The organism is Nocardioides dilutus, assembly GCF_054779555.1.
In genome coordinates, this window is record NZ_BAAGYA010000002.1 from 1,050,538 (window position 1) to 1,070,277 (window position 19,740).

Annotated in this window: 18 protein-coding genes; 8 read left to right on the forward strand and 10 right to left on the reverse strand. The window is 71.3% G+C overall.

The window, feature by feature from the left end; all coding sequences use genetic code 11:
• Positions 1-20: 20 nt before the first annotated feature.
• Entirely contained in the window at positions 21-959 is a 939-nt protein-coding gene (locus ACYVC6_RS14670; RefSeq protein WP_460715120.1) for a diacylglycerol/lipid kinase family protein, read from the forward strand.
• On the opposite strand, the gene ACYVC6_RS14675 is transcribed toward ACYVC6_RS14670, so the two are convergent.
• The 6 genes from ACYVC6_RS14675 to ACYVC6_RS14700 form a co-directional block, all read right to left on the reverse strand.
• The gene (locus ACYVC6_RS14675; RefSeq protein ID WP_460715121.1) at positions 949-1,392 is read right to left on the reverse strand and encodes a Fur family transcriptional regulator; all 444 of its coding nucleotides are present in this window, start codon (positions 1,390-1,392) and stop codon (positions 949-951) included. The two genes, ACYVC6_RS14670 and ACYVC6_RS14675, sit on opposite strands and share 11 nt — an antisense overlap.
• A 10-nt stretch (positions 1,393-1,402) precedes the next feature.
• A complete protein-coding gene (locus tag ACYVC6_RS14680) occupies positions 1,403-2,890 on the reverse strand; it encodes an ABC transporter ATP-binding protein (protein WP_460715122.1) in 1,488 nt (495 codons plus the stop codon).
• Entirely contained in the window at positions 2,887-3,738 is an 852-nt protein-coding gene (locus ACYVC6_RS14685; RefSeq protein WP_460715123.1) for an ABC transporter permease, read from the reverse strand. The genes ACYVC6_RS14680 and ACYVC6_RS14685 overlap by 4 nt, the downstream gene beginning before the upstream one ends.
• Entirely contained in the window at positions 3,735-4,703 is a 969-nt protein-coding gene (locus ACYVC6_RS14690) for an ABC transporter permease (RefSeq protein ID WP_460715124.1), read from the reverse strand. Before ACYVC6_RS14690 ends, ACYVC6_RS14685 begins: the two co-directional genes overlap by 4 nt.
• The gene (locus tag ACYVC6_RS14695; RefSeq protein ID WP_460715125.1) at positions 4,700-6,247 is read right to left on the reverse strand and encodes an ABC transporter substrate-binding protein; all 1,548 of its coding nucleotides are present in this window, start codon (positions 6,245-6,247) and stop codon (positions 4,700-4,702) included. Before ACYVC6_RS14695 ends, ACYVC6_RS14690 begins: the two co-directional genes overlap by 4 nt.
• Before the next feature lie 102 nt (positions 6,248-6,349).
• A complete protein-coding gene (locus ACYVC6_RS14700; RefSeq protein ID WP_460715127.1) occupies positions 6,350-7,918 on the reverse strand; it encodes an AMP-binding protein in 1,569 nt (522 codons plus the stop codon).
• Between the two features lie 144 nt (positions 7,919-8,062).
• Here ACYVC6_RS14700 and ACYVC6_RS14705 point away from each other — a divergent pair, with 144 nt between their 5' ends.
• On the forward strand, positions 8,063-9,082 hold the full coding sequence (locus tag ACYVC6_RS14705) for an iron-siderophore ABC transporter substrate-binding protein (protein ID WP_460715128.1): 1,020 nt from the start codon (positions 8,063-8,065) through the stop codon (positions 9,080-9,082).
• 16 nt (positions 9,083-9,098) lie between these two features.
• Here the strand turns inward: ACYVC6_RS14705 and ACYVC6_RS14710 are convergent, their stop codons facing one another.
• Positions 9,099-10,418, reverse strand: a complete 1,320-nt coding sequence (locus ACYVC6_RS14710) for a serine/threonine-protein kinase (protein WP_460715129.1) — start codon at positions 10,416-10,418, stop codon at positions 9,099-9,101.
• Between the two features lie 161 nt (positions 10,419-10,579).
• Between ACYVC6_RS14710 and ACYVC6_RS14715 the strand changes: the two genes are divergently transcribed.
• Both ACYVC6_RS14715 and ACYVC6_RS14720 read left to right on the forward strand, forming a co-directional pair.
• Positions 10,580-11,185, forward strand: a complete 606-nt coding sequence (locus ACYVC6_RS14715) for a hypothetical protein (protein ID WP_460715131.1) — start codon at positions 10,580-10,582, stop codon at positions 11,183-11,185.
• Complete coding sequence (locus tag ACYVC6_RS14720; RefSeq protein ID WP_460715132.1) at positions 11,185-11,685, forward strand: VOC family protein; 501 nt, start codon at positions 11,185-11,187, stop codon at positions 11,683-11,685. The genes ACYVC6_RS14715 and ACYVC6_RS14720 overlap by 1 nt, the downstream gene beginning before the upstream one ends.
• Positions 11,686-11,695: 10 nt before the next feature.
• Here ACYVC6_RS14720 and ACYVC6_RS14725 read toward each other — a convergent pair whose 3' ends face one another.
• Both ACYVC6_RS14725 and ACYVC6_RS14730 read right to left on the reverse strand, forming a co-directional pair.
• Entirely contained in the window at positions 11,696-12,826 is a 1,131-nt protein-coding gene (locus ACYVC6_RS14725; RefSeq protein ID WP_460715133.1) for a zinc-binding dehydrogenase, read from the reverse strand.
• On the reverse strand, positions 12,823-14,508 hold the full coding sequence (locus ACYVC6_RS14730; protein WP_460715134.1) for an aminotransferase class V-fold PLP-dependent enzyme: 1,686 nt from the start codon (positions 14,506-14,508) through the stop codon (positions 12,823-12,825). Before ACYVC6_RS14730 ends, ACYVC6_RS14725 begins: the two co-directional genes overlap by 4 nt.
• A 244-nt stretch (positions 14,509-14,752) precedes the next feature.
• On the opposite strand from ACYVC6_RS14730, the gene ACYVC6_RS14735 reads away from it, so the two are divergent.
• The 4 genes from ACYVC6_RS14735 to ACYVC6_RS14750 are packed head-to-tail and all read left to right on the forward strand — an operon-like array spanning position 14,753 to position 19,170.
• On the forward strand, positions 14,753-17,782 hold the full coding sequence (locus ACYVC6_RS14735) for a sensor histidine kinase (protein WP_460715135.1): 3,030 nt from the start codon (positions 14,753-14,755) through the stop codon (positions 17,780-17,782).
• Positions 17,779-18,210, forward strand: coding sequence for a roadblock/LC7 domain-containing protein (locus ACYVC6_RS14740; protein ID WP_460715136.1), 432 nt, complete (start codon positions 17,779-17,781; stop codon positions 18,208-18,210). Before ACYVC6_RS14735 ends, ACYVC6_RS14740 begins: the two co-directional genes overlap by 4 nt.
• A gap of 2 nt (positions 18,211-18,212) precedes the next feature.
• Positions 18,213-18,599: a DUF742 domain-containing protein gene (locus ACYVC6_RS14745; protein WP_460715137.1), complete on the forward strand. Its 387-nt coding sequence runs from the start codon at positions 18,213-18,215 to the stop codon at positions 18,597-18,599.
• Positions 18,580-19,170: a GTP-binding protein gene (locus tag ACYVC6_RS14750; protein WP_460715138.1), complete on the forward strand. Its 591-nt coding sequence runs from the start codon at positions 18,580-18,582 to the stop codon at positions 19,168-19,170. The genes ACYVC6_RS14745 and ACYVC6_RS14750 overlap by 20 nt, the downstream gene beginning before the upstream one ends.
• Positions 19,171-19,188: 18 nt before the next feature.
• Here the strand turns inward: ACYVC6_RS14750 and ACYVC6_RS14755 are convergent, their stop codons facing one another.
• Positions 19,189-19,689 carry a hemerythrin domain-containing protein gene (locus tag ACYVC6_RS14755; RefSeq protein ID WP_460715139.1) on the reverse strand — a complete coding sequence of 167 codons (501 nt, stop codon included), beginning with the start codon at positions 19,687-19,689 and terminating at the stop codon, positions 19,189-19,191.
• Positions 19,690-19,740: the final 51 nt, after the last annotated feature.

The following is a 19,740-nucleotide window of genomic DNA, read 5'->3' on the forward strand; positions in this document are numbered from 1 at the left end:
GGCCGTGCGACAGTACGCCGGTGAAGACCTCTGGGGTCGTGGTCGTGGTCAACCCGACGAAGGTCGACCTCGACGAGGCGCGCCCGGTGCTCGAGGACGCGGCCGCCTCGTCGGACGTCGGGACGCTGACCCTGGTCGAGACGACCGAGGACGACCCCGGCTTCGGGCAGACCCGCCAGGCAGTCAGGGACGGCGCCGAGCTGGTGTGCGCCCTCGGCGGCGACGGGACGGTCCGGGCGGTGGCCCAGGAGCTCGTCGGCACCGGGGTGCCGCTCGGCCTCCTGCCGGGCGGGACCGGCAACCTGCTGGCCCGCAACCTCGGCCTCCCGATCGACTCCCTGGCCGAGGCCGCCGAGGCGGCATTCTCGGGCCAGGACCGCACCATCGACGTCGGCTGGCTGGTCGTCGACCCGGACGACGACCAGCGGACCGGTGACCTGAGCACCGCCGCGGACAACGTGCACTGCTTCACCGTCATGGCCGGGGTCGGCTTCGACGCCCAGATCATGGATGACGCGCCGGAGGGCGTGAAGGACAAGGCCGGTTGGGCGGCGTACGTCGCCAGCGGCGGCAGGCACCTGACCGACGACCCCTTCAGCCTCGACCTCGAGGTCGACGGTCGCACCGCGGCCGCCGGTCAGGTCCGCACGGTCGTGGTCGGCAACTGCGGCGAGCTCACTGGCGGGATGGTGCTGCTGCCCGACGCCGAGGTCGACGACGGACTGCTCGACGTCGCGACGATCAGTCCGGAGAGCCTGCGCGAGTGGGTCGCGGTGGCGTCACGGGTCCTGGCCGAGCGCGGGGACGGGCCGTCGCTGCAGCGAGACCGAGGTCGTCACCTGACCCTGCGGGCCGACCCGGCTCAGCTGTGCGAGGTCGACGGTGACGTACTCACCGAGGCGGCCACGGTGCGCTTCGTGGTGCAGCCCGCGTGCCTCGTCGTCCGGGTCAGCCGCTGAGCGAGCGGCCTTGGCAGTCCGTGCAGGTCCCGAACAGCTCCACGGTGTGGCTCACGTCGGTGAACCCGTGCGTGTCGGCCATCTGGTCGGCCCAGCGCTCCACTGCGGGCCCCTGGATCTCGACGGCCTTGCTGCAGGAACGGCACACCAGGTGGTGGTGGTGGGTTCCACCGCACTCCCGATACACGGCTTCGCCCGTGTCGGTGCGCAGGACGTCGACCCTTCCGGAGTCGACGAGTGACTGCAGCGCACGGTAGACCGTCGCCAGCCCGACCGACGCGCCTCGCGCGCGCATGCCTGAATGGATGTCCTGGGCGCTGCGGAAGTCGTCGAACGTCTCGAGCTCGGCCAGCACCGCCTGGAACTGCCGTGTGGATCGCTCGCGCACGGCGCCGCCGGCCCTCGGGACGCCGGAGCCCGAACCTGCCGCCACTGGACCTCGCTCACCTGGGGGACAGCGCCAAGGTATCGCCATCGACGCGCCGTCCGTCGGCGCCGAGCACGATGCGGCGCTGAGTGACGGCAGCAGCGAGGTCCTCGTCGTGGGTGACCAGGAGGATCGCGCAGCCGGTCTCGGCGACCTCGCTCATCAGGAGGTCCATCGTGGTCTCCTGGGTGGCGAGGTCCAGCCGGGACGTCGCCTCGTCGGCGAGGACGAGCGTCGGTCGAGGGAGCATGGCGCGCACGATCGCGACGCGCTGCAGCTCGCCGCCCGAGACCTGCCCGGGACGACGGCCCAGGATCTCGGGCGGGAGGCCGACCTTGCCGAGAAGGGAGCGAACTCGGGTGAGGTCCACGTCATGGCGTCGCGCCACGTCACGTAACGAGACCTCCATGGGCACCCGCGTCGGGAAGGAGGAGGAGGGATCCTGGTAGAGCTTCTGCAGCTTGCCGCCGCGCGTCGTCTCACCGTGCTCGACCGTCCCACCGTCCACCGAGGTGAGGCGCAGCAGTGCCTCGCCCAGCGTGGTCTTGCCGGCGCCGCTCGGTCCGACCAGCGCCCAGCGTTCTCCTGCGCGAACCTCGAGGGACAAGCCTTCGAACAACGCCACGCCGCCGTAGGACTTGCTGATCCTCCGGGCGGTGACCAGCGGTTCGGTCGAGGGGTCAGGAGTCGCCGTGCCGTCTCGCATCCACGGGAACTGCCACCGCGACGGCTCGGCGGCCAGCAGTCTCCGGGTGTAGGGGTGGCCAGGGACCGAGAGGACGCGTTCGGCCGGTCCGGACTCGACGACGGCCGTCTCGCGCATCACCGCCACCTCGCCGCCCAGCCGGCGTGCGAGGTCCAGGTCGTGGGTGATCGTCAGCAGGACGCCGCCCTCGGCGACATGGGCGAGGAGCAGGTCAGCGAGCCGGTCGAGCGAGCGACGGTCGAGACCCTTGGAGGGCTCGTCGACGACCAGGACACTGGCGCCCCCGATGGTGGCGGCGGCGTAGGCGACCCGCTGGGCCATGCCGCCCGACAGCGTGTGTGGGTAGGCGCGGCCGGCGTGGCCCAGGCCGAGCCGGGAGAGATGCTCGTCGGCGAGCCGGAGAGCGGCAGTGTGGCGCGGCCGCCACCCCTGAGCGCCCTCGGCGACCTGGGCGCGCACCCTCATGGTGGGGTCGAGCGCCAGCGCCGGCTCCTGGGGCAGCAGCGCCAGCCGGCGGCCCCACAGGTGACGTCGACCGGTCCGGTCGGCGAGGTCGAACAAAGTGCGGCCGATGACCACTGAGCCCTGGGCCGACAGCTCGGCCGGCAGGGAGCCCATCAGCGCGTGCGCGAGCACGGACTTCCCCGAGCCGCTCTCGCCGACGATGGTCAGCGGTCGACCGGCCACGAGGTGGAGGCCACTGACCTCGGCCAGCACCGTGTCCCCGTGCCGGACGACCGCGTGGTGCACGACCAGGTCCCGGTCGGCAGGGATCTGGTCGGTGGTCCGGACTGTCATGTGGTGTCCTCCGGTCGGCGCAGGGCGAGGAAGCAGACGGTGAGCAGGAACAACACCGCGATCGGGGCGAGCGACATCCAGGGCGCGACGTCGTAGAAGGGGAAGGCCTCGGTGATCATCAGCCCGAGCTCGGCCCGGGGCGGCTGCAGTCCGACCTTGACGAAGCCGAGCGTCGACATCGCGAGGATCGAGGTGACCATGCCCAGCGAGGCCAGGGTGGTGAGCAGCGACCGCAGGTCGGGCCACAGGTGTCGGCGTACGACGTGCATCCAGCCGAGGTCGAGCAGGTGGGCGGCCTCGACCGCGGGCGAGCCGAGCACGAGTCCGCTGCGCGCGCGGACGACCCGGAAGTACTCCACCCACTGCGCGAGCGCGAGCCCGAGGTAGAGCGCCCACAGACTGCCGCCCGACGCCAGTGCGGAGACTAGGAGCACCACCAGCAGGGCGGGGATGGCGACGAACGCCTCCGAGACAGCTCGCAGGACGGCGTCCACCCAGCTGCCGAACCAGGCCGAGGTGATCCCGGCGACCGTGCCCAGCAGCAGGGCGGTGGCGACGCACAGCGCGGCCAGGAGCAAGGACAGCCGGGTGGCGTGGGCCACCCGCGACAGCACGCTGCGCCCGTAGTCGTCGCGCCCCAGCGGCTCGGCCAGGGTCGGCGCCTCGAGGTAGCGCCCCAGGTCCTGCGCGGCGGGATCCGGCAACAGCCAGGGGCCGACGAACGCGAACGCCGCCAGCGTGACGAGCCCGAGCAGCGCCACCGTGCGGGCGACCGGCCGGCGGCGGCGTTCGACCGAGCCCTGGGCCGAGACGGTGGCCGCGGCGGCGAGCAGCGGGGTGGCGGTCATGCGGGGGTGTCCAGGCGGCGCGGCCGAGGGTCGAGCCAGAGCCCGACCAGGTCGACCATGGTGTTGACCCCGACGATAAGCAGGGCCAGGACCAGCGCGGTCGCCTGCAGGACGGGGACGTCGCGCCAGAACACGGCGTGGACCAGGGCGTGGCCCAGCCCCTGCCAGGCGAACAGGCTCTCGACCACGACGACGCCCTCGATCAGGATGACCGTCTGCACGCCGAGATAGGGGACCAGGACGACCGCGGCGTTGCGGACGACGTGGCGCAGCAGGACCTGGCGCTCGGGCAGGCCCTTGGTGTGCGCGAACCGGACGTAGTCCGAGGCCCGGACCTCCACGACCGCATCTCTGGTCACTCTCGCGACCAGTCCGGAGAGGCCGATTCCCAGGGTCAGCGCTGGAAGGACGAGGCTGGTGGCGTCCCCGTGTCCGACCGCCGGCAGCAGGCCGAGCTGGGCAGACAACACCACCACGAGCAGCAGCCCGAGCAGGAACGGGGGCACCGCCCGCACCGAGGCCACCCAAGCCGTGGCCAGCCGGTCCAGCGGGCCTCCGGGCCGGCGGGCCGCCAGCGCACCGGCGGCCCCGCCGAGGACGATCGCGAACGCGAGCGCCGCGGCGGCGAGCTCTAGGGTGCCCATGAGGTAGTAGCCGACCTCCTCGGCCACGGGCCGCGAGGTCACCAGCGACCGACCGAGGTCGAGCTGGACCAGGTCGAGCAGCCACGTGCCGAGCTGCCGCCACGCGGGCCGGTCCAGCCCGAGCTCGGCACGCACCGAGGCGGCGGCCTCCTGGTCGACCAGGTCGTAGCCGTATCGGCCGGCAGCGATCCGGTAGGCGACGTCGCCGGGCAGACGGCGGACGACCAGGAAGCAGAGCACCGAGACGAGAACCGCCACCCCGGCTCCCTGTGCGCCGCGCCGGGCCAGGACGCCCAACACGGCGGGCCGGAGTGAGGTCACGAGGCCAGCTCCAGACCGGTGAGCCGCCACGTGGTCTCGAGCGGGTCCATCACGAAGCCCTCGACGCGCTCGCTCACCGCGGCGTTCATGCGGTACCACGCCACGGGGATGAGGGGCAGCTGCTCGTGGGCGGTGCGCACGATGGTCTCGCGGTGGCCGGAAGCGTCGGAATCGGAAGCCCCTGCCAGCAGGGCGTCGATGGCGATCTCGACCGCGGGGTCCTGCCAGTTCATCACCCCCCAGTCGTTGCCCTCCGGGGCGAACACCGCGGCGATGTCGACCAGTGGGTCGGAGACGAGCGCGAAGTGCTTGGCGATCAGGGCGAGCTCGAGGCTGCCGTCGGCCTGGCCGGCCGGGATCTCGCTGGAGTTGGTGACCTCCACGTCGATGCGCACGCCGATCTCGGCGAGAGCTGCCTGGATGGCGGTGGCCAGCGCCGGCAGCTCGGGCCGGTCCGGGTAGGTGATCAGCTCGAGCGCCAGCCGCTTCCCGTCGCGCTCGAGGATGCCGTCGGCGCCCGGTGCCCAGCCCGCATCGGTGAGCAGGTCCCGTGCCTCTCCCTGGTCCTGGACGTGCGGCTCGAGGTCGGGGTGCCAGGCCGTGAGCGAGGGCGGGAGCAGCTGGGTGGCCGCCAGCTCCTTCTCGCGCAGCACCGCCTCGGCCATCGACTCGCGGTCCAGGGCCAGGCTGAGGGCGCGGCGCACTCGCACGTCGCCGAGGACCGGGTGCCCGGCGTTCAGCTTCAGCAGGATCGTGCGCGGCTGGAGGCTCGACTCCATGCGTACGCCGTCGGCGCCCTCGACCCGCTCGCGGCCGGCCGGCTCGAGTCCGAACACCACGTCCGCCTGATCGCTGACCGCCATCAGCGCCCGCGACTCGGCCCGCCCGACGGCCTGGAAAGTCACGTGCTCGACGTCCGGGGTCTCACCCCGCCATTGCGGCGACGAGGTCGTGCTGATTGAGCCAGGCAGCTCGACGTCCTCGACCTCGTAGGGGCCGGTGCCGATCACCTCGGTGACCTGGTCGTCCTCGTCGTAGGAAGCCGGGGCGAGGATCGCGGTGCTGTAGTGCGTGAGAACGGCCGGCAGCGTCCGGTTCGGTTCGGTGAGGGTGAAGGTCACCGAAGCCTCGTCCGCGCGGAGCCCACCGACGGGGATCTCCGCCAGCGGGCTGGCCTCGTGCGCCGCCGCGCTCTCGAGGGCATGAACGACGGCCTCCGGGGTGACCGGGCTGCCGTCGTGGAACGTCGCGTCGCGGACCAGGTCGAACCGCCACTCCGTGGCGTCGGCCGACGACGTCCACGCGGTCGCCAGTCCAGGCACCAGCTCGTCCTGGAGGTCGCTGGTCACCAACGTCTCCGTGACCTGGAGACGCGTGAAGATCTCGCCGTCCGCGGTCGGGTCCAGGCTGTGGACCTCGAAGGGACCGGCGATCCTCAAGGTGCCGCCCGAGGGTTCGCTGCCGGCGCTCGTGCCGCAGGCGCAGAGAGAGACGAGGGCTGCGCCGAGAGTGACGAGACGAGCGGGCCGGGCGGGTGTTCGCATGTGTCGTGCCTTTCAGGGGAGCGTTGGTCGGCACGACCGTATTGATAACGATTCTCAATGTCAAAGCCAAGGACTGCGGCGGCGTCCTCGCGCCGTTGTCGGCTACCCCACCAGGGAAGCCGCCAGCTCCGCGCTCGCGCGGTAGTCGACCTTGCTGACCGCGGTCCGGGGGACCTTGGGCACGAAGAAGATCTCCTTGGGCACCTTGTAGTTGGCGATCAGTGTCCGCACGAAGTCGCGCAGGTCCTCCTCATCGACCTCGGCCCCTTCGCGTCGCTGGACCAGGGCGGTGACCTGGTGGCCCCAACGCTCGTGCGGCGTGCCGACGACGGCGACGTCGAACACGTCGTCGTGTCGAAGCAGGGCCGCCTCGACCTCCTCGGGGTGCACCTTCTCGCCGCCGGTGTTGATGCAGACCGAGCCCCGGCCGAGCACCGTCACCGACCCGTCCTCCTCGCGGCGCGCGAAGTCACCGGGGATCGACCAGCGCACGCCGTCGATCTCCCTGAACGTCGCGGCCGTCTTCGCCGGGTCCTTGTAGTAGCCCTGGGGCATCGGCCCGCGGCGGCCGAGCATGCCGTCGACGCCGGGCGGGCACGGCTTGAGGTCCGCGTCGAAGACCTCCACGTCGTCGCCGGCGGCGAACCTCGGCGCGCCGAGCCCGGCTTCGGTCCCGTCGTCGACCCGGGACGCCGTCGCACCGGACTCCGAGGCGCCGTAGGTATCGAGGATGAAGCGGCCCGGGAGTGCTCGCCGGATCTGCTCGCGCACGCCCTCCGACAGGGGAGCGGCGCCGTTGGACACCGCCGCGAGCGAGGAGAGGTCCCACCTGTCGGGCTCGGCGAGGATGGCGTCCGCCACGGGGCGACCCATCGCGTCACCGAGGAAGGTCAGCGAGCTGACTCCGGCCTTCTGGACCAGGTCGAGGACCGTCTCCGCGGAGAAGCTGGGCCGGGTGTAGAGCGCCACGGTCGCCCCGGAGACGTGTCCGTTGCCCAGGGTCCACTGGCTGCCGCCGTGCATCATCGGGCCGCAGGCGAGCATCACCATGGGGGTCTCGTTGGCGGCGGCCTCGGCGGCCAGCTGCTCGACCGACTCGATGGGTGCGCCGAACCGGCCCGCGTTGAGCGCGGCCAGGATCAGGTCCTCGTTGCGCCAGACGACGCCCTTGGGGCTGCCGGTCGTGCCGCCGGTGTAGAGGACGTAGGGGTCGTCGGGGCTGCGTCCGCCGAGCCGCTCGGTGGAGGCCGCGGCCAGCGACGCGTCGTAGTCCTCGCCCAGGACGACGAGGTGCCTCATGGTCGGCACGTGGAGCGCGGCCACGGCTTCGACGTGCTCGGGCGCCACGATCGCCGCCACGCAGTCGGCATTGTCGTAGAGGTAGGTCAGCTCGTCGTGGAGGTACTTGTAGTTGATGTTGATCGGCACGGCCCGTGCCTTGAGGCAGCCGTAGAACGCGTCGACCCACTCGATTCGGTTGGCCGAGTGCACCGCCACGTGATCGCCAGGGCCGATGCCGAGCGACACCAGGTGGTTGGCCAGTCGCGTCGACCGGTCGTCGATCTGTGCGTAGGTGTAGTCGCGGTCGATGGTCGCGATGGCGATGCGGTCGGGGACCACGTCCGCCACCGCTTCGAGGATGTCGGCGAGGTGGAGCGGGCGGCCTGTCACGCCTGGACCGTAGGGGAGGGCTGGACAGGTGTCCAGAAGGGGTCGTCGTCGGTCGGCTCGAGCCGTGGATTAGGTTAGCCTTACCTACTAACGACAGGAGCTCCTGTGATCCCTCTCCGACTTCTCACTGCGACGGCTGCCCTGGTGGCCCCCCTGACCTTTGCCGCCTGTGGCGACGACGCGGGCGCCGACGCGGGCGCCGACGCGGGCGCCGGCGACGTCAGTGGCTCGCCCGCAGCCGCCGCCGACGCCTTCCCGGTCACCATCGAGCACGCCTTCGGCGAGACGACCATCGCGTCCGAGCCCGAGCGGATCGCCACGGTGGCCTGGGCCAACCACGAGGTGCCGCTGGCCCTCGGCGTCGTGCCGGTCGGCATGAGCCGGGCTGCCTGGGGCGATGACGACGACGACGGCGTCCTGCCCTGGGTCGAGGACAGGCTCGCGGAGCTGGACGCCGAGACCCCGACCCTGTTCGACGAGACCGACGGCATCGCCTTCGAGGCGGTCGCGGCCACCCAGCCGGACCTCATCCTGGCGACGTACTCCGGTCTCACCGAGAGCGACTACGAGACGCTCAGCAAGATCGCCCCGGTCGTGGCCTACCCGGACATCGCCTGGGCCACGTCGGTCCAGGACATGATCACCATGAGCAGCACGGCCATGGGCCTGGCCGAGGAGGGCGAGCAGCTGGTCGCCGACCTCGACACGCAGGTGGCGTCCGCGTACGCCGAGCACCCCGAGCTCGACGGCAAGAGCATCCTGTTCAGCTACCTCGACCCGACCGACCTCAGCCAGGTCGGCTTCTACACCACCCACGACACGCGGCCGGGCTTCCTGGCCGACATCGGCATGACGATGCCGAAGGTCGTCGCCCAGGCGTCCGCCGAGACCGACGAGTTCTACGTGACTCGCAGCGCCGAGGACCTCGAGGTGTTCGACGACGTCGACATCTTCGTGACCTACGGCGACGCCGAGGGCGAGCTGCTCGAGCAGATCAGCTCCGATGCCGTGCTGTCCCAGATCCCGGCGATCGAGCGCGGGTCGGTGGCCGTCCTCGAGGACTCGACGCCGCTGGCCGCGTCGGCCAACCCCTCTCCGCTGTCCATCGGCTGGGGGATCGACGACTACCTCGACCTGCTAGCCGAGGCGGCAAGCGCGGCCTGAGCGACCGAGCTGGGACTCACCTGCCCTTGCCGGGCTTGCCCTTTCCCTTGCCCTTGCCCTTGGCCTTGCCCTTGCCGGGGTGCTTGCCCTCGTCCTTCTTCGCCTTGCCGCCTTTGGCCTTCGCCCGGTGGGTCGACTGGGCGGTCGGCTCGAGGTTCACGGCGGGAACGACGGCATCCGGCCCCGGGTCGACCGGGACGGTCTCCTGGGCCGCCACGACGTCGTCCTGCGCGGCCGGTCTGGCCTTCGCGACCGGCTGGGCCGCGGGCGGGTCGTCGGAGGCCGTGCCGTCGCCGGCGATGGCCGCGGTGACGAAGAGGGCCAGGGCGAGGATCGCGGCGGCCACGGCGACGGGGGACACCGAGACGCGCGTCCACGTGGCCGGCACGGCGCGCGCAGGCCGCTCGTCTGGCGCGGGCGTGGCAACGTGCGTGGTCGCGCGGGCCCCGCCGAGCCGCGCGAGCCGGGTCGCCACGTCAGCCGCGGACGGGCGTTCCTCGGCAACGCGCCTGGTCATCCCGGTGAGCAGGTCGCGCCACTCCGAGGGCAGGTCGGCAGGCACCTCGGGGTCGGCGGAGAGACGTGCCAACGCCGACTCGACCGTGGGGCCCTCGAAGGCATGGTGCCCGGTGAGGCAGCGCAGCATCAGCAGCCCGAGGGCATAGACGTCGACGGCGGGGGTGATCTCCTCGAACGCGACCTGCTCGGGAGCGAGATAGTGCACAGACCCGAGCACGGTCCCGGTCTTGGTGTGCAAAGACTGGTCGCCCACCAGCTTGGCGATACCGAAGTCGGCCAGCTTGACCCGGCCGTCGGAGCGCAGCAGCACGTTGCCGGGCTTCACGTCGCGGTGCACGACCCCCTGTGCGTGCGCGTAGGCGAGAGCCGCCGCCACCTGGGAGCCGATCTCGGCCACCCGGATCGGGTCCACGGGCGCGTCCAGTGACGCCGAGAGCGGCGGCCCGTCCACGATCTCCATGACCAGGTAGGGCCGGCCCGCGGATGCCGTCCCACCGTCGAGCAGCGTGACGAGGCACGGGTGGGAGAGGCGGGCGAGGGTGCGCGTCTCGGCGAGGAACCGGTCGAGGTCGGCGTCGGTCTCCGGTGTCTCCCGGAGGAGCTTGACCGCGACGTCGCGGTCGAGCAGCAGGTCCGTGGCGCGAAGGACGTGCGCCATGCCTCCGGTGCCGAGCAGGCTCTCGACTCGGTAGCGGTCGGCGACGACGACCACGGGGGGAACCTCGGGCTCCGGCGTGCGAGCCTCCCGGTCGAGGAGCGCAGCCATGTCGGTGGCCGCCGTGGGCTCGACCCCCACGGTCGACATCGGCTCACCCACGTCCCTCGACACTCCCTTCAAGTACCCCTGAGCCGTTGTTCCCTGCCCAAGGGGCCCCAACCCCACCCCAGGGGGTGAAACTCCACGGACGCCGGCTCTCGCGGTCCTGCCGGCGCAGGAGTAGCGTCCGAAGATCCGCACTTCACGTCGAGGGGGCAGCCATGTTCGTGCAGGTGATCCAGGGCGAGGTCGCAGACACGGAGAAGGCCCGGCAGCGGCTCGAGAGCTGGGTCTCGGAGCTCGGGCCGAGCGCCGGAGGTTGGCTCGGCTCGACCGGGGGTGTGACCGACGACGGCACCCTGGTCCTGCTGGCCCGGTTCGAGTCGGAGGACGCCGCTCGCGCCAACAGCGAGCGCCCCGAGCAGGGGGAGTGGTGGGCGGAGACCGAGAAGGTCTTCGAGGGTCAGCCGAGCTTCAAGGACAGCCTCACGGTGCTCTCGGACTGCCCCGGCGACCCGGACACCGCCGGGTTCGTCCAGGTCATGCAGGGCCAGATGAGCGACCCCGACCGAGCGGCACAGATGTTCGGCGAGGACCTGGACTTCTCCGACTACCGTCCGGACATCCTCGGGCGCCTGCTCGCCACCCATGAGGGCGGAGCGTGGACGATGGCCATCTACTTCACCTCCGAGGAGGACGCGCGGGCGGGCGAGCAGAAGGAGCCACCTCCCGAGATGGCGCAGCGGATGGCCGAGCTGCAGGAGCTGTCGGTCGGCCCGCCGACCTTCCACGACCTGCGTGACCCCTGGCTCCACTCGCCTGCCTGATGGGCGACGACAGCGAGCTCGCCGCCATCCACGCCGCACGGGCCCGCATCCGGGAGGCGCACCTGCGGCCGGCTGATCAGCGGCCCGCGTCCTCCGCCCGCGGCCTGCACCACACGGCGCTCATCAGCAGCGACGTCGAGCGGACCGTGCGCTTCTACCAGGATCTCCTCGAGTTCCCGCTCACCGAGCTGATCGAGAACCGCGACTACCCCGGGTCGTCGCACTTCTTCTTCGACATCGGCAACGGCAACCTGCTCGCGTTCTTCGACTTCCCCGGGCTGGAGGTCGGGCCGTACGCCGAGGTGCTGGGCGGGCTGCACCACTGCGCGATCTCGGTCGACCCGGTCCACTGGGACCGGCTGGTCGGCAAGCTCGAGGCGGCCGGCGTCGAGCACGTCGTGCACAGCGGGGTCTCGGTCTACTTCCGCGATCCGGACGGGGCGCGCATCGAGCTGATCGCCGACCCGCTGGGTGAGATGTACGGCGAGCAGGTGCTCTGACCCGGCTTGCCTAGAAGGGCCGGATGAGGTACTTCCGGCCGGTGCCGCGGCTGCCGAACCCGGCGATGACGTCGGGGTCGAGCACGTCGTCGAGGGTGATTTCGGCGCCGTAGGAGCTGGCGAACGTGGTGGTCAGCTCCGCGGCGACCCGGTCGCGGAGCCGGGTGAAGTCGCCGGGCGCGAGGTCGGCGAGGAAAGGGGTGAGCAACCATCCGCTGATGTCCCACGCGAACCCGATCCCCAGGTCGATCTCCAGGGGCGAGGGGTCGAGACGACCGTAGACATGTGCCTGCTTCCGGACCGGCGAACCGTAGGGGCTGTAGCGCTCCAGGTGTCGGCCGAGCACCCGCTCCATGGCCCTCAACACCTGGCCCACCAGCCGGCCGCCGCCGACCGCGTCGAACACGACCCGCGCCCCGGTGGCCGCGATCGCGGCGTCGAGCTGGTCCTTGAAGTCCGGGGCGGAGCTGACGCAGACGTGCTCGGCGCCGAGCCCGCGCAGGAGATCGGCCTGCTCGTCACGCCGGACGACGTTGACCAGGGCGAGCCCGTCGGCACGGCAGACCTCGATCAGCATCCGGCCGAGGTTGGAGGCCGCGGCCGTGTGCACGAGCGCGAGGTGACCGTCACGGACCGCGGTCTCGGCGATGCCCAGCGCAGTGAGCGGGTTGACGAACGACGAGGCCGCGTCGCGGGGATCGGTCCCGGGTTGGAGGACCATGAGCTGACCGCTGTGGATCAGCCGGTGCGTGGCCCACATCCCGCCGGCCACGGCGGAGACGACCCGGCCGACGAGGTCCTCGGCGCCGGGCCCGGCGGCCACGACCGTGCCCGCTCCCTCGTTGCCGACCGGAAGAGGGTCGTCGAGGCGGGCGTCCAGTGCTCCGTGCCGGTCGGGAGGAAGGTCGAGCAGCGTGCGGCTGCCCTCGTCGGCCTTCCTGGCGCCGGCCGGGTCGGCCCCGGCCAGCAGCAGCCCGATGTCCGAGGGGTTGACGGGCGTGGCCTCGACCCGGACCACCACCTCGCCGGGGCCCGGCGGACGCAGGTCGCTCTCGATGATGGCCAGTTCGACCACGCCGTCCGACCGGACCCGCGAGGTGAGGTGCCGCTCCGTGACGGTCGTGAACGTCGTGTCTGTCATGCGGTCCCCACGCAGCGACCCGGAAGGTCGAACCAGCGCAGGTGCTCGAACTCCGCCGAGACTCCGGTGGGGGGCTCGTCCGAGGCGGGCTCGGTGGCGAGCATGATCTCCTCCCCCTGCTTGAGGTAGTCCGACAGCGCGGACTCGGGTGCGGTGTCGGCGTGCTGCGGATAGACCATCTCGCCGGCGTCGTCGTAGAACACGTCGGACAGCCGCAGCGGCGGCTCGACCAGGCCGTCGCGGTGGTGCCAGAGCCCGGTCGCGACGTCGAAGCGGTAGTCACCGAGCATCCGCCAGCCGTGGCGAGCCACCAGCCGGACCGCGTCGACGATGTAGGAGCACGCCGCGTCGCTGACGAAGTAGTTGAAGTTGACCCGCACCCAGCCGGGCTTGATGCCCTCGCAGCCGCCGGTGATCTCGGCCTCGAACTCGTGCGAGCGGTCCAGGTCGATGCCGAGCAGGCGGTGTCCGTAGGGTCCGGCACACGAGCAGCCGCCGCGAGCCTGGATGCCGAACAGGTCGTTGAGCAGCGTGACCACGAAGTTGTGGTGGAGGTATCGGCCGGTCGGCGTGCGGACGACGAACGAGACGATCGAGAGGCGCTCGGCCTCGATGTTGCCCAGGATCTCGATGGCGGGCTCGGCCTGCCAGGCGGCGACCGCCCGGCGCAGGTGGTGCTCCTCGTGCTCGCGGATGACGTCGATGCCGACCGCGTCCTTGAGCTGGAAGACCAGCCCGGTGCGGATCGAGTCGACGATCGCGGGCGTGCCGCCCTCCTCCCGCTGGACCGGGTCGTCGAGATAGCGGTGCTCGACCGCGTTGACGTAGGCCACCGTGCCCCCGCCCGGCACGTCGGGCACCCGGTTGGTCAGGAGCTCACGGCGCACGACGAGGACGCCGACCGTCGAGGGGCCCCCGATCAGCTTGTGCGGGCTGAGGAACATCGCGTCGACGCCGTCCATCGACAGCTCGACGTACGGCGCTGCCGCGGCGAAGTCCCAGAACGCCAGCGCGCCGTGGTCGTGCAGCAGCCGCGACAGTCCGGGGACGTCGCTGAGGATCCCGGTGACGTTGGAAGCCGCCGAGAACGAGCCGATGAGCAGCGGCCGCTCGGCATACTCAGTCAGCTTCGCGGCGAGGAATCCCTGGTCGATGTGCCCGTCCGGATCCTCGGGGCAGACGACGACGTCGGCTATCGACTCGCGCCACGGCAACTCGTTGGAGTGGTGCTCGAACGGGCCGATGAAGACGACGGGACGCTGCTCGGCGGGGATGTGCGAGGAGAGCGCGTGCTTGTCCTCCAGCGCCGAGGGGATGCGCAGGCCGAGGATTCCGATCAGCTTCGCGATCGCACCGGTGCTCCCCGAGCCCGCGAAGATGACCGCGCAGTCGTCGTCCGCGCCGACCGCCTCGTGCACCAGCCGCCGCGCGTCCTCGCGCAGCCGGGTCGTCTGCAGCCCGGTGCCGCTCGACTCGGTGTGGGTGTTGGCATAGCTGGGCAGCACCTCGCGGCGGATGAAGTCCTCGATGAACCCGACCGCGCGACCGGACGCCGTGTAGTCCGCGTAGGTCACCCGGCGGGGCCCGAAGGGACCCGTCATCACGTGGTCGTCGCCGATCACCGACTCCCGGATCCGGCGCAGCAGTGGAGTCTCGACCGGGCCGTGCTCGCTCTCGGCCATAGAGCGAGAGTAGACCCGGACCTGAGACTGCGCCCTGTACTCGTGGGGCGGGTGGGACTAGCGTTGGCTGCGTCGCGACGGGGGGCCGGTCGGGTGGATTACGGCCAATAAGGCCACACGACATCCACAGAACCCTTACTTTTTGACGAGCACAGGTATACGCGCGTCACCAGCAAGGCAATAGACCAGACTCACTCGCCGCGCAGGCGGCGATGTCGCCGACCTCACTCAACTGGGTGGAACGATGTCAGACACGCTCGACACCGGCGGGCCGCGCCTTCTCTCTGGGCTGGCACCGAGTGAGTGGTCGCTGCGGCGCAAGGTCGCTCTGGCGGTGCTCATCCCCATCGCCCTGGCCGCCGTGTTCGGCGGGCTCCGCGTGCGCAACGACCTGGCCGAGGCCGACAGCTACTCCGCCTCCGCGGAGCAGGTCACCGTCCTCCGGCCGGCCGTCGAATACCTCGCGGCCGTCGAGACCGCCGTCGTCGTCGCTCGTGAGAAGACCGCGGTCGACGACCCCGCGCGGGACGCGGCCGTGGAGGTCGTGGTCACCAAGGGCGAGGCGTTCGCGGAGGCGGCGAAGACAGCCGGTCTCACCGGGGCCCAGCGCGAGCAGGCCGACTCGGTGTATGACCTGAGTGAGCAACTGCGCAGCAAGGACGGCTACGTCAGCGTCGGTGCCTCGGTCTCCCAGCTGCGCACCCTGCAGCGCGGGGTGAGCGCCCTGATCGCCACCATCGTCGAGGAGCAGATCGAGCCCGAGCCACGGCTCCAGCTGCTTGACAACGTGCTCAACGGCCGCATCTCCCTGGCTCTGCAGCAGTTCGCTGTCGCCTACAACGACGGCGCCGGCGTCAAGCCCGTCGAGCTCGCCGCGGAGGTGGGGGTCGAGGCCTCCGTGCTCGACCGCATCAGCGCGGTGCTCGGCACCACCGACCCCGACGTCGCCGAGCTGCGCGCCCAGAACGCCGCTCACTTCGGCACGGTCCGCGAGGGCGGCACCGACCTCGGTGACCAGACGGCGTACGCCGCCTACGACCGCCTCTCGACCGAGATCCTCGATGGGATCGACAAGAGCCTGGCCGACGCGGCCGACGATTCCCAGAGCGCCGCTCTGTTCAACGCGGTCATCACCCTCGCCGCCCTGCTGGCGGCGATCTTCCTGGCACTGCTGGTCTCGCGCCTGCTGCTCGACCCGATCCGCCGGGTGCGCGACGGGGCGCTGGAGGTGGCTCACGAGCGGCTGCCCGATGCCGTCCGGACCATCCGCGCGGGCGGTGACCCGGGCGACATCGTGCCCATCGACGTCACCACGCACGAGGAGATGGGCCAGCTGGCTCGCGCGGTCGACAGCCTGCACCAGGAAGCCGTCAACCTGGCCGCGGGTGAGGCCAAGCTGCGCCAGCAGGTCGGTGAGATGTTCGTGACCCTGTCGCGGCGCACCACCTCCCTGATCAACCAGCAGCTCGGCCTGATCGAGAAGCTGGAGAAGGACGAGGAGGACCCCAAGCGGCTCGAGAGCCTCTTCCGGCTCGACCACCTCGCCTCGCGGATGAGGCGAACGGCCGACTCCCTCAACGTCCTCGCGGACGCGCCCGCCGGGTCCAGCGACCCCCTCGGCCTCAGCCTCAGCGATGTCCTGCAGGCGGCGTTGGCCGGGGTCCAGGAATACCAGCGGGTGCAGATCGACGCCGACGCGACCGAGCGGGTCGCCGGTGTGGCCTCCTCCGACACCGTGCACCTCATCACCGAGCTCATCGACAACGCGCTGGCCTACTCACCGCCCAGCTCGAAGGTGATCGTCACGACCAAGCGCTCCCCCGAGGGCGTCGTCGTCAAGGTGAGCGATGCCGGTCTCGGCATGAAGGACGACGCGATGGCGGCGCTCAACGAGGACCTCCGATCGGGCGGCGAGGTCAACGCCGAGACCGCGCGTCGGATGGGCCTGCTCGTGGTGAGCCGGATCGCGAAGCGGCACGGGATCTTCGTCGAGCTCCAGCGCAACACCCGCGGCGGTGTCACCGCCTCGGTCGTGCTGCCCACCTCGATGCTGCGGCTGCCCTCCGAGCCTGCCGCGTCCGCCCCGTCCCCCCAGCCCCTGCAGACCGTGCCCGTCCCGGCACCAGAGCCGGCCGCGCCACTCGAACCGACCTCGGCGCTGGCGGCGTTCACCCGAGCACCGCAGGCCGACACCGAGGACGTCGACGAGGACATCGACGAGGACGTCGGCGAGGACGTCACGCCTGTCGAGCCCGCCGCCAAGCCGGCGGTGGCGCAGGCGACGCCGGCGCCGGCCAAGGTCACCCCCGTTCCGGCCTCTGCCCCCAGCCCCGCACCGGCGCTGCCGGTCCGCCAGCGGGCCGGTGAGCTGCCCACCCCGGCCGGCGGCCTGGCCGCGCGTCTGCAGAGCATGCGGGAGGCCCGCGAGGCCGCCAACCTGGGCACTGCCGGCACCCCGGCGCCGAGCGCCGCACCGGCGACCAGCGCGCCAGCTGCCCCGGCTGCCTCGGGCGTTCCGGCCGCCCCGACGGAGAAGGCCCCGGCACCGGGCAGCACCGAGTCCATCGAGGCCGCCATCAACGCGGTGATCCGGCTGCCGCAGCGCCGCCCAGGTGCGGCCGAGGTGCCCGGCACGATCACTCCGCTGAGTGCCGAGCCGGCGAAGCCTGTCGAAGCACTCGACGAGACGCCCCCAGAGACGCCCGCAGAGACGCCCGAGACGCCCGAGACGCCCGCAGAGTCGGTCGCGCCGGAGATCGCCGAGCCCGCCGCGGTCGAGCCCGAGATCGCTGAACCAGTGGCGGTCGAACCCGAGCCCGCGATCACGGCGCCCAGCCCCATCCCGGCCGCGACGACGTCGTTCAGCGTCCTGGATGCCGACAGTCCGATGCCCGAACTGCTGCCGGAGGAGGGCTCCATCTTCGCGTCGATGAAGTCGAACTGGTTCAACACCGAGGGAGCCGACCAGCCCTGGAGCGGCAACGAGGTGGACTCCGGCTGGGAGGCCGCCGACCGAGTCGCCGAGGCGACACCGCTCCAGGTCAACGAGGCGGGCCTGCCGGTCCGCCGCCCCGGTGCGCGGATCGTCCCCGGTGGTGTCTCGCCCGCCGCCGCGACGGTGGTCCGGGATCCCGAGGCGATCCGAGCTCGGCTGGCCGCGCACGCTGCGGGTGTCAACCGTGGGCGCCGGCTCGCCGGATCCTCCCAAGCTGTCGAAGCCCTGGCCGTCGACCAGGACCACTCAGATCACTCGCAGGAAGTAGACCCCTCATGACCGAATCCCTCTCCGAGTCGTCCGGCGACGAGCGCAACCTCGACTGGGTCGTCTCCAAGTTCGTCGATGAGGTGCCCTCCGCCGCCCACGCGATCCTGGTGTCGGCCGACGGCCTGCTGATGGCGGCGAGCCAGAGCATCCCCTACGAGCGCGCCGAACAGGTCGCTGCTGTGTCGTCGGGGCTCGCGTCGCTCGCCGTGGGCGCGGCCCGGCTGTTCGACGGTGGCGCCGTGCTGCAGACCGTGGTCGAGATGCAGCACGGCTACCTGCTCCTGATGAGCGTGGGCGACGGGTCCCACCTGGCGGTTCTCACCGAGGACTCCGCCGACATCGGTCAGGTGGGATACGAGATGGCGCTGCTGGTCGACCGGGTCGGCCGGATGATCCAGGCACAGGCTCGCGTTCCCGCGAACGGCGTGTCCGGCTGATCATGACCCCGCTGCCCGAGTCGTCCTGGCCCGAGCCCGGAGAGGATGCCCCCGCTCCGCGGGTGGTCCGCCACTTCACGCTCACCGCCGGACGCGCCCACACCGACGTCGAGATCCCGCTCGAGGCGACGATCCGGCGGCTGTCGCTGGTCGACGGCACACCTGCCCCGGTAGGGGTGCACGTCCGGATCCTCGAGGTGTGTGACACCAAGTCGTTGGCCGAGGTCTCGGCCAACCTCGCGATGCCGATCGGTGTCGTCCGGGTCCTGGTGGGGGACCTCGTCCAGCAGGGACATCTGCGCATCCAGGCGACCATCACCGACGACTCGTCGTTCGACGAGCGTCGCGACCTCATCGAAAGGACTCTTCGTGGACTCCGCTCGCTCTAGCGCCCAGCGGTCCGCGGCGTCGACCAAGATCGTCATCGCCGGCGGCTTCGGCGTCGGCAAGACGACCCTGGTCGGATCGGTCTCGGAGATCCAGCCACTGCGCACCGAGGCCCTCGTGACCAACGAGTCCGAGGGCGTGGACGACCTCGACGCCGTGCCCACCAAGGCGACCACCACGGTGGCGATGGACTTCGGCCGCATCACCCTGGCCGAGGACCTGGTCCTCTACCTCTTCGGTACGCCGGGGCAGCGCCGCTTCTGGTTCATGTGGGACGACCTGTGTCTCGGCGCCATCGGCGCGATCGTGCTGGTCGACACCGCCCGCCTCGACGAGGCCTTCTCGCCCCTGGACTACTTCGAGTCCAAGGGCCTGCCGTTCATCGTGGCGGTCAACCAGTTCGACAACGCTCAGCGCTACGAGCTGGAGGAGGTGCGGGCCGCGCTCGCCATCCCTGCCGACGTACCGATGATGAACATCGACGCGCGGGAGCGGGCCTCGTGCAAGGAGGCCCTGATCCGGGTCACCGAGTACTCCCTGATGCGGCTGACCGAGTCGGTCGCGGTCGGCTGACCCAGCTCAGGAGAGGCCTCAGGCGAGGACCGCGTCGACGGTCTTCTTGAGAGCGCTCGGCTGGGAGGGCTTCCTCGGTGCCTTCGGGCGCGCCTTCTCCATCTCGGCGCCGATCTCCTGGAGGGTCTTGCGGCCCAGGCCCTCGCGGACCTTCGGGAACCACTCCTCCTCTTCCTCCTCCATGTGGTGGCGCACGTTCTCGATGAGCACCGTGGTCTTGGCGTCGAAGCGCTCGGCGTCGGGCCTCATGCCGTAGAGCTCCATGACGAGCACATCGGCGACGTGGTGCTCCTCGTAGGACTCCAGCACGTCGTCCTCGAGGTCGGGGAGGAGCGCACGCACCCGGGGATACATGACCTCGTTCTCGATGTAGGTGTGCGCCGTCAGGAGCTCGATGATCCTGTCGACGAGTCGTCCCTTGGTCTTGGTGGCGTTGTCGCCGGCCTGCTCGAACTCGCGGAACAGGCGGCGGATCTCCTTGTGGTCGTTCTTGAGCAGGACGATGGCGTCAGTGGACATGCTGTTCTCCTCCGGGTCAGGTCGGTGGTACCCGGCCCTCCGGCGCGCCAG